The sequence below is a fragment of the Geodermatophilus sp. CPCC 205506 genome, assembly GCF_051383635.1.
Lineage (GTDB): Bacteria > Actinomycetota > Actinomycetes > Mycobacteriales > Geodermatophilaceae > Geodermatophilus.
In genome coordinates, this window is the sequence record NZ_JALPKP010000030.1 from 62,847 (window position 1) to 72,063 (window position 9,217).

Consider the following 9,217-nt stretch of genomic DNA (forward strand, 5'->3'; position numbering starts at 1 on the left):
TCGGACGGGTGGTGGAGAGGACGCGGGCACGCCGCCGGCACTCCCGGGACAGGGGGAGCGGCGGGAGCGGGCGGTGCCGCGGAGGACCGGGCGGGCCGGTCAGGAGGGGGACGTCGTCAGCGACAGAGCGCGCTGTCGGTGCGCAGCAGGTCGACCGTCGGACGGCCGACCAGGTCGGCGGAGAGGTCGCGGACGCCCGGCGTCGACGCGGTGCTCACTGTCGGTGCTCCTCGATCTGGGCCCCGGAGGGCTGCGGACTTGCGGACGCGGATCGCGTCCGCCAGGTCGTCACCCGGGGCACCCCGTCGCAGCGGAGGGTTGCCGGCCAGCGAGCCGGGGCTTGGTGCTGGCACTCAGGACCTGAGCCGGACCCTAGACACGGACCGGCATTCCCGTCAAACCCGATCGATTTGGTAGACATTGTGTCGGCGCCACCCGGCGTCCGCATCGGGAGGAGGGGACGTGACGCGACCGGAGCTCGCCCAGCGGCGGCACGTCGACCTGCTCCGCACCTGCAGTGCCCTGTGTCCGGAGGACGCGACCACGCCCCGCCCTCCCTCCTCCGGCTCTGGAGTCCCCCCGCATGTCCCCGCTCGTCCCTGACCGGCCCACCCTCTGCGTCGTCGGCGCCGGCCCCACCGCGATCGGCGTCCTCGAACGGCTCGCCGCCTCCGCTCCGGAGCTGTCCGACGGCCGCCGGCTGCAGGTGCACCTGGTCGATCCGTTCCCGCCCGGTGGCGGCCGCGTCTGGCGGGCCGAGCAGCCCGACCTGCTCTGGGCCAACTCCCTGGTCGGCGACGTCACCGTGCTGCCCGACCCCTCCGTCGTCGTCGAGGGCCCGGTCGCCGAGGGCACCACGCTGTGGGAGTGGGTGCGCGACGTCGCCCGCGCCCGGCCGGCGGAGGACCCGGTCGGCCGGGAGGCCCGCCGGCTCGGGCCGGCGTCCTTCCCGTCCCGGCCGCTGGTCAGCGCCTACCTGCGGTGGGTGCTCGACACGGTGGTCGCCGCGGCCGCGCCGTGGCTGGACGTGCACCTGCACGCCACCCGGGTGGTCGACGTGCACAGCGGCCCCGGGGGCGCCCGCGTGCGGCTGGCCGACGGCGCCGAGCTCAGCGCCGACGCCGTCCTGCTCGTCCAGGGCCACCTCGACGCGCACCCCACGGCCGGCGAGCGGGCGACCGCGGCCGCCGCCGACCGGCGCGGACTCACCTACCTGCCCACCGGGTACACCGCGGACGTCGACCTCTCCGCGCTGGCCCCGGGGGAGGACGTGCTGGTGCGCGGCGCCGGTCTCGCGTTCGTCGACCTCGCCGTCCTGCTGACCAACGGGCGCGGCGGCCGGTTCGAGCGCGACGACGCCGGCCGGCTGCGCTACCAGCCGTCCGGCTCCGAGCCGGTGCTGTACGTGGGCTCCCGCCGCGGCGTGCCCTACCGGTCCAAGCTCGGCTACCCGTGGGCCGGGCCGCCGGTGCCGCTGCGGTTCTTCACCCCGGCCGCCGTCGACGCCGCGTTCGGGCCCGACCGGCTGCTGGACCTGCGCGCCGACCTGGCACCGCTGATCGAGCGGGAGCTGGGCTGGGCGCACTACACCGAGCTGTTCCGCGCCCACCCGGAGCGGACGGCGGTGCCGTGGGAGGAGTTCGCCGACGGCTACGCCGCGGCCGCCACGCGGCGCGCCGAGCGGGCGCTCGTCGCGCGGGCGGTGCCCGACGTCATCGACCGCTTCGACCTCGCGGCGCTGGACCGCCCGCTCGCGGGGCGCTGGTTCCCCGACCCGGGGACGCTGCAGGACGCCGTCCGCCGGCACGTCCGCGCCGACCTGGCCCGCGCGGCGGACCCGGCGCACAGCACGGACGCCGCTGTGTTCACCGCGCTGCTCCAGTGCCACGGCACGATCGCCGGGCTGGTGGCGGCCCGGCGGCTGACCCCGCGGTCGGAGTGCGAGGACCTGGCCGGCTGGTGGATGAACCTGTTCAGCTACCTGGCCAGCGGCCCGCCCGGACCGCGGCTGGAGGAGCTGCTCGCCCTGTCCGAGGCCGGGGTGCTGCACTTCCTCGGCGCCGACGTCGAGATCGAGCTCGACGAGGGCGCGGGCGTGTTCCGGGCCCGGTCGTCCAGCCGTCCCGGGGTGACCGAGACGCGGGCGCTGGTCGAGGCGCGCCTGCCGGCGCCGGACGTCGTCGCCACCCCCGATCCGGTCGTCACCGGGCTGCTGCGCCGCGGCGAGGCCCGGGAGCGGGCCTTCGCCGACCCGACGGCGCCGGGCGGCCGGCGCCGCACCGGGCGGCTGGACGTCGATCCGGAACTGCGGCTGGTGACCGCGGACGGCACGCCGCACCCCCGGGTCTCCGCCGTCGGCTACTGGACCGCCGGCGCCCAGGTCGCCGCCTTCGCCCGGCCGCGATCCAACGCGCCGTTCTTCCGGCAGAACGACGCGCTGGCCCGGGAGCTGTGGCGCCGGCTGACGGCCCCGGCGGAGCTGCCCGCCCTCGTCGTCGGGGCCGCCTGACCGACTCCCTCTGGACGCTCCGGTGCAACCCTGGTTGCATCATGGACGTGGCGGAGGGCGCGGGCGAGTGGGTGCTGCTGTCCTACCGGCTGCCCCGGGAGCCGTCGGGGCCGCGGACGACGCTGTGGCGCCGGCTGCGGCGGCTCGGGGTGGGCCAGCTGGCCGACGGGCTGGTCGCCCTGCCCGCCGACGCCCGCACCCGCGAGCAGCTGGAGTGGCTGGCCGACGACGTCCTCCAGGCCGGCGGCACGGCCGGGATCTGGGTGGCGCGGCCGGCCGCCGCGGCCCAGGAGCGCGAGCTGGCCGGGCGCATGGCCGCCGTCCGCGCCGAGGAGTACCGGGCCCTGGCCGAGGCGTGCCGGGCGGCCGTCGCGGACGGGCCGGCCGAGCGCGCCCGGGCGCTGCGCCGGCTGCGGACGGAGTTCCGGGCGATCGGCCGGCGGGACTTCTTCCCGCCGGCCGAGCGGGACGCGGCCGACCGGGCGCTGCGGGAGCTCGCCGCGGCCACGGCGACGGCGGTCGCGTCGTGAGGTGGGCCACCCGGGCCGGGGTGCACATCGACCGCGCCGCGTGCGCCTGGCTGATCCGCCGGTCCATCGACCCGGACGCCGAGTTCGTCTTCGTCTCCGACCCCGCCGACGTACCGGTCGACGCGACCCCCTTCGACATGCGGGGCGTCGCGCTCGGGCACGCCGGCGGGGACTGCTCCTTCGAGACGATCCTCCGCCGTTACGAGCTCACCGACCCGGTGCTCTGGCGGATCGCCGAGGCCGTCCACGAGGCCGACCTCGAGGACGAGCGCTTCGACGCGCCCGAGGCCGCCGGCCTCGACGTGCTGCTGCGCGGCCTGTCGATGACCGGTGACGACGAGCGCACCCTCGCCGTCACCGGTCCGCTGTTCGACGGGCTCTACGAGTACCACCGCCGCCGCATGCTCCTCGGCCGCGAGCCGGCCTGACCCCGAGGACACACATGGACTCCGACACCCCCGCGCGGCCGGCCCGGCCGATGGAGCAGACGGTCGTGCCCTTCCGCACGGCCGTGCGCGCCTGGTTCCTGATCTCGCTGCAGACCTTCGGCGGCCCGGCCGGCCAGATCGCGGTCATGCAGCGGACGCTGGTCGACGAGAAGCGGTGGATCGGCCAGCGCCGGTTCCTGCACGCCATGAACTACTGCATGCTGCTGCCCGGCCCGGAGGCCCAGCAGCTGGCCACCTACGTCGGCTGGCTGCTGCACGGCACCCGCGGCGGGCTGGTGGCCGGCGGCTTCTTCGTCCTCCCGGGCGTGGTGGCGCTGCTGGTGCTGTCCGCGGTCTACGTCGGGTTCGGCTCGACGACCGCCGTTCTCGCGCTGTTCGCGGGGCTGGCCCCCGCGGTCCTGGCGATCGTCGCGCAGGCCGTCGTCCGGGTGGCCCGGCGCGCGCTGAACAGCGCGGCGCTGGTCACGATCGCGGTGGTCGCCTTCCTCGCCCTGGCACTGTTCGGCGTCCCCTTCCCGGTCGTGGTGGCGGCGGCCGGCGTCGCGGGCTGGGCACTGGGGCGGTGGCGCCCGGCCGCGCTGCCGCAGAAGGGGAAGGCCGAGGCCGCCGACGACGGCCCGCCGCCGGTGATCTCCGACGACGTCCTGCACACCGTGCAGCCGTCGGCCCGGCGCACGCTCCGCGTGCTGCTGATCGGCCTGCTGGTGTGGGGCGTGCCGGTGGCGGCGGTCGCGCTGCTGACCGGTGCGGGCAGCGTGTTCACCCAGCAGGGGCTGTTCTTCTCCGGGGCCGCGGTGGTGACCTTCGGCGGCGCCTACGCGGTGCTCGCCTACGTCGCCCAGCAGGCGGTCGAGGTGTACGGGTGGCTCGGCCCCCGGGAGATGGTGCGCGGGCTGGCGCTGGCCGAGACCACGCCCGGGCCGCTGATCATGGTCGTGCAGTTCGTGGCCTTCCTCGGCGCCTACCGCAACCCCGGCGAGCTGGACCCGTGGGTCGCGGCGGTGCTCGCGTCGCTGCTGGTCACCTGGGTGACCTTCGCGCCCAGCTTCCTGTTCGTGCTGCTCGGGGCGCCCTACATGGAACGGCTGCGGGGGAACCGGTCGCTGTCGGCGGCGCTGACCGGGATCACCGCGGCGGTGGTCGGCGTCATCGCCAACCTCGGCGTCTACTTCGCCGTCCACACCCTGTTCTCCTCGACCCGGGCCGTCGACGCCGGGCCGCTGCACCTGGAGCTGCCCGACCTCGGCAGCCTCCGGCCGGTGCCGCTGGCGATCGCCGTCGTCGCCGCGGTGCTGCTGTTCCGGCTCCGCTGGCCGGTGCTGCGGACCCTCGCGGTGTGCGCGGCGCTGGGCCTGGCCGCCGGCCTGGCGGGGCTGCCGATCGCCTGATCGCCGGAGGCCTACCGTCGGGCGGGAATCCCGCTGCCGCCGTCCCGGTTCGGCGGCACAGCATGGCGCGACCGCGCCGCCCCGACCCACGGAGGACCTGCATGTCGATCGTCGTCACCGGAGCCACCGGCCAGCTCGGCCGCCTGGTCGTGGAGGAGCTGCTGGCCCGGGGGGTCGACCCCGCGGACGTCGTCGCCGGAGGGCGCTCGCTGGAGAAGATCGCCGACCTCGCCGAGCGCGGCGTGCGGACGGTGCGCCTCGACTACGACGACCCGGCCACCCTCGACGCCGCGCTCTCGGCCGGGGACACGCTGCTGCTGATCTCGGGCAGCCAGCCGGGCGTGCGGGTCGCCCAGCACCGGGCCGTGGTGGACGCCGCCGTGCGGGCCGGGGTGGGGCGCATCGCCTACACCAGCATCCTGCGGGCCGACGACACCCCGCTGGCGCTCGCGCCCGACCACCGGGCCACCGAGGCGGCGATCCGCGAGAGCGGCCTGCCGTACACCCTGCTGCGCAACGGCTGGTACACCGAGAACTACGCGCAGCCGCTGCGGCAGGCCCGCGAGACCGGGGTGATCGCGTCCTCGGTCGGCGACGGCCGGGTCGCCAGCGCCACCCGGCGGGACTACGCCGCCGCGGCCGCCGCCGCGCTGACCGGGGACGGTCACGAGAACGCCGTGTACGAGCTCTCCGGGGACAGCGCGTGGAGCTTCGACGAGCTGGCCGCCGCCTGCAGCGAGCTGCTCGGCCGCGAGGTGACCCACGTCCGCCGGACGCCGGAGGAGCAGCGGGCGGCGCTGCTGGCCGCCGGCCTCGACGAGGGCACCGCCGGCTTCGTCGTCGCGATGGAGGGCGCCATCCGCGCTGGGGCGCTGGGCTCCACCACCGGCGACCTGGCGAAGCTCGCGGGCCGGCCGACGACGCCGCTGGTGGAGGGCCTGCGCCCCGCCGCCTGAGGTCTGGAGGGGCAGAAACGGCCATTTCTGCCCCTCCGTGGCGGGTGGGGAGGCGGCCCTCCTCGAGGTCGGGTCTCGATCGCGTCCCGATGAGTTGCGGCGTCCCGGGCCGTCTGGAGAGGTGACACCCCCGCGAGAGGACGGCGACGATGAGCACACCGTTGGACGCCGAGTTCACCGCGCCGCTGCAGCGCAGCTCCGCGCCCGGCGGCTGGACCTACGTGCAGATGCCGGGCTCGGCCGAGTACTTCGGCACCCGCGGCCTGGTCAAGGTGCGCGGCACGATCGACGGGCACCCCTTCCGCAGCTCGTTCATGGCGCTGGGCGACGGCACCCACAAGCTGCCGGTGAAGGCCGACCTCCGGCGGGCGATCGGCAAGGAGGCAGGCGAGCCGGTGACCGTGCACCTGGAGGAACGGCTCGGGTGACGGCAGGGGGTCCCTGACCAGCGGGGTTGCGGCATGCTCGGGCCCGCCCCGAGTCCTCCCGTCGAAGGGACGCCCATGTCGATCCTGTCCGGGTTCGCCGCCGCGCTGGCCGAGGGCGCCGTCGAGGTCGTCGACCTCACCGCGCCGCTGTCGGCCGAGACGCCGGTGATCGCGCTGCCGGCCGAGTTCGCCCAGACCGCGCGGTTCGAGCTCGAGGAGCTCAGCCGCTACGACGACCGCGGACCGGCCTGGTACTGGAACAACTTCCGGACCGGCGAGCACACCGGCACGCACTTCGACGCGCCCAACCACTGGGTCACCGGCCGGGGCGGGGAGGACGTCGCCTCGGTGCCGGCCCGCCGGCTGGTCGGTCCCGCCGTGGTCCTCGACTTCTCCGCCGAGGCCGCCGCGGACCCCGACTTCCTGCTCGAGGTGGAGCACGTGCGCGCCTGGGAGGCCGAGCACGGGCCCCTGCCCGAGGGCGGCTGGCTGCTCTACCGGACCGGGTGGGACGCGCGCAGCTCCTCGCAGCAGGAGTTCCTCAACGCCGACGACACCGGCTCGCACACCCCGGGCATCTCGCCGGCCTGCGCCCGCTGGATCGCCGAGGAGGCCCCCGTCATCGGCGTGGGCGTGGAGACCGTCGGCACCGACGCCGGCGCGGCGCACTCCTTCGACCCGCCGTTCCCCTGCCACGCGGCGTTCATGGGCAGCGGCAAGTACGGGCTGACCCAGCTGCAGAACCTCGCCCAGCTGCCGCCGACCGGCGCGGTGCTGGTGGCCGCGCCGCTGCCGATCGTCTCGGGGTCGGGCTCCCCGGCGCGGGTGCTGGCCCTCGTCGAACGCGGATGAGCTCGCGGACCACCGTCGCCGAGGCGGTCGGGGCGGCGCTGGCCGGCTGCGGGGTGGACACCGTGTTCGGCGTCGTCGGCTCGGGCAACTTCGCCGTCACCAACGCCATGGTGGCCGCGGGCGCCCGGTTCGTCGCCGCCCGCCACGAGGGCGGCGCGGCGACGATGGCCGACGCGCACGCCCGGATGAGCGGGCGGCCGACGGCGGTGAGCGTGCACCAGGGCTGCGGGTTGACCAACGCCATGACCGGCATCACCGAGGCCGCCAAGAGCCGCACTCCGCTGGTCGTGCTGGCCGCCGAGGCGTCGTCGCCGACGTCGAACTTCGCCGTCGACCAGGCGGCGCTCGCCGCCGCGGTGGGCGCGGTGCCGATGCGGGTCACCTCGGCGGGGGACGCCCTCGACCAGGTGGCCGCCGCGGTCGGCACCGCCGTCCACCGGCGGCGGACCGTGCTGCTCAACCTGCCGCTGCACGTCCAGGTGGAGGACCTGCCGGTGCCCGCCGGCCCGCCCCCGGTGCCGCCCGGCCCCGAGCCGTCGGTGCGGGCCGAGCACGCCGAGCGGCTGGCGCACGCGCTGCGCCACGCCCGCCGGCCGGTGTTCGTGGCCGGCCGCGGCGCCCGCGGACCCGGCTGCCGCGCGGCGCTGGAGGCCCTGGCCGAGCGCTGCGGCGCGCTGCTGGCCACCTCGGCCGTGGCCAAGGGACTGTTCGTCGGCAGCCCGTGGTCGCTGGACGTCTCCGGCGGGTTCGCCTCGCCGCTGGCCGCGCAGCTCATCGGGGGCGCGGACCTCGTCGTCGGCTGGGGCTGCGCGCTCAACATGTGGACGATGCGGCACGGCCGGCTGATCGCCGCCGACGCCGTCGTCGTGCAGGTGGACGACGACCCCGCGGCGCTCGGCCTGCACCGCGAGCTCACCTTCGGGGTGGCCGGCGATGTCCGCGCGACCGCCGAGGCGGTGGCCGCCGTCCTCGGCGAGGTGGGGACGCCCGGCTACCGGACCCCCGCGGTGCGGACGGCGATCGCCGAGCGGGTGCGCTGGCGGGACGTGCCGTTCCAGCCGCTGGGCGGGCGCGACCGGATCGATCCGCGCACCCTCACGATCGCGCTGGACGACCTGCTGCCGGCCCAGCGGGTGGTCGCCGTCGACTCGGGCAACTTCATGGGCTACCCGAGCATGTTCCTCGACGTCCCCGACGAGTTCGGCTTCTGCTTCACCCAGGCCTTCCAGTCCGTCGGGCTCGGGCTGGCCACCGCGATCGGCGCGGCCCTGGCCCGGCCGGACCGGCTGCCGGTCGCCGCGCTCGGCGACGGCGGTGCGCTGATGGGCGCCGCGGAGCTGGAGACCGTCGTCCGGCTGGGCCTGCCGATGGTCGTCGTGGTCTACGACGACGCCGCCTACGGCGCGGAGGTGCACCACTTCGGGCCCGAGGGCCACCCGCTGGACACCGTCCGCTTCCCGGAGACCGACTTCGCCGCCATCGCCCGCGGGCACGGGTTCGAGGCGGTCACCGTGCGCGGCGTCGACGACCTCGCCGCGGTCGCCGGCTGGGTGGCCGGGCCGCGGGAGGCGCCACTGCTGGTCGACGCCAAGGTGGCCGCCGACGAGCCGTCGTGGTGGCTCGAGGAGGCGTTCCGCGGCCACTGACGGCACGGCCAGTGACCTGGAGGGGCAGAGATGGCCATTTCTGCCCCTCCAGGTCAGCCGGCGAGGCGGCGGGCGCTGTGGTAGCCGCCCATCGAGTCGACCGAGGCGACCTTCACCGGCTGGCCGTAGGTGGAGGCGTGCACCATCTGGCCGTTGCCGATGTAGATGCCGACGTGGCTGACCGGGCTGTAGAAGAACACCAGGTCGCCGGGCCGGAGGTCGGCGCGGGAGACCGGGGCGCCCATCGTCGACTGCATGCGGCTGGAGTGCGGCAGCCGCACGCCGGCGGCGGCGTAGGCGTACTGCACCAGACCGGAGCAGTCGAACGCGTCCGGCCCGGCGGCGGCCCAGACGTAGGGGTCGCCGCGCTGGGCCATCGCGGTGTCCACGGCCCGCTGCGCGGCGGCGCTGCCGGCGACGACCGGCGCGGCGGGGGCCGGGGCCGCGGCGGCCCGCGGC

Annotated in this window: 9 protein-coding genes and 1 riboswitch; of the genes, 8 read left to right on the forward strand and 1 reads right to left on the reverse strand. The window is 76.5% G+C overall.

What is annotated here, in order from left to right:
* Positions 1 to 249: 249 nt before the first annotated feature.
* Positions 250 to 361: riboswitch (SAM riboswitch) on the reverse strand.
* Positions 362 to 583: 222 nt separating this feature from the next.
* The 8 genes from MY520_RS17440 (at position 584) to MY520_RS17475 (ending at position 8,758) form a co-directional block, all read left to right on the forward strand.
* Positions 584 to 2,509, forward strand: coding sequence for an FAD/NAD(P)-binding protein (locus MY520_RS17440; RefSeq protein WP_436693824.1), 1,926 nt, complete (start codon positions 584 to 586; stop codon positions 2,507 to 2,509).
* Between the two features lie 41 nt (positions 2,510 to 2,550).
* Positions 2,551 to 3,039, forward strand: a complete 489-nt coding sequence (locus tag MY520_RS17445; protein ID WP_436693825.1) for a Chromate resistance protein ChrB — start codon at positions 2,551 to 2,553, stop codon at positions 3,037 to 3,039.
* Positions 3,036 to 3,467 carry a chromate resistance protein ChrB domain-containing protein gene (locus MY520_RS17450; protein WP_436693826.1) on the forward strand — a complete coding sequence of 144 codons (432 nt, stop codon included), beginning with the start codon at positions 3,036 to 3,038 and terminating at the stop codon, positions 3,465 to 3,467. Before MY520_RS17445 ends, MY520_RS17450 begins: the two co-directional genes overlap by 4 nt.
* A gap of 14 nt (positions 3,468 to 3,481) precedes the next feature.
* Positions 3,482 to 4,876 carry a chromate efflux transporter gene (gene chrA / locus MY520_RS17455; protein WP_436693827.1) on the forward strand — a complete coding sequence of 465 codons (1,395 nt, stop codon included), beginning with the start codon at positions 3,482 to 3,484 and terminating at the stop codon, positions 4,874 to 4,876.
* Positions 4,877 to 4,977: 101 nt separating this feature from the next.
* A complete protein-coding gene (locus tag MY520_RS17460) occupies positions 4,978 to 5,832 on the forward strand; it encodes an SDR family oxidoreductase (protein WP_436693828.1) in 855 nt (284 codons plus the stop codon).
* 149 nt (positions 5,833 to 5,981) lie between these two features.
* Entirely contained in the window at positions 5,982 to 6,260 is a 279-nt protein-coding gene (locus tag MY520_RS17465; RefSeq protein ID WP_436693829.1) for a DUF1905 domain-containing protein, read from the forward strand.
* Positions 6,261 to 6,335: 75 nt separating this feature from the next.
* On the forward strand, positions 6,336 to 7,112 hold the full coding sequence (locus MY520_RS17470; protein WP_436693830.1) for a cyclase family protein: 777 nt from the start codon (positions 6,336 to 6,338) through the stop codon (positions 7,110 to 7,112).
* Complete coding sequence (locus MY520_RS17475) at positions 7,109 to 8,758, forward strand: thiamine pyrophosphate-binding protein (RefSeq protein ID WP_436693831.1); 1,650 nt, start codon at positions 7,109 to 7,111, stop codon at positions 8,756 to 8,758. Before MY520_RS17470 ends, MY520_RS17475 begins: the two co-directional genes overlap by 4 nt.
* A 53-nt stretch (positions 8,759 to 8,811) precedes the next feature.
* On the opposite strand, the gene MY520_RS17480 is transcribed toward MY520_RS17475, so the two are convergent.
* Positions 8,812 to 9,217, reverse strand: a 406-nt coding sequence (locus MY520_RS17480) for a C40 family peptidase (protein WP_436693832.1), incomplete at its 5' end; no start/stop codon positions are given.

Coding starts and splice junctions, on each gene's coding strand:
- MY520_RS17440 (WP_436693824.1), top strand. CDS start 584: ATGTCCCCGCTCGTCCCTGACCGGCCCACCCTCTGCGTCGTCGGCGCC.
- MY520_RS17465 (WP_436693829.1), top strand. CDS start 5,982: ATGAGCACACCGTTGGACGCCGAGTTCACCGCGCCGCTGCAGCGCAGC.
- MY520_RS17460 (WP_436693828.1), top strand. CDS start 4,978: ATGTCGATCGTCGTCACCGGAGCCACCGGCCAGCTCGGCCGCCTGGTC.
- MY520_RS17470 (WP_436693830.1), top strand. CDS start 6,336: ATGTCGATCCTGTCCGGGTTCGCCGCCGCGCTGGCCGAGGGCGCCGTC.
- chrA (WP_436693827.1), top strand. CDS start 3,482: ATGGACTCCGACACCCCCGCGCGGCCGGCCCGGCCGATGGAGCAGACG.
- MY520_RS17475 (WP_436693831.1), top strand. CDS start 7,109: ATGAGCTCGCGGACCACCGTCGCCGAGGCGGTCGGGGCGGCGCTGGCC.
- MY520_RS17445 (WP_436693825.1), top strand. CDS start 2,551: ATGGACGTGGCGGAGGGCGCGGGCGAGTGGGTGCTGCTGTCCTACCGG.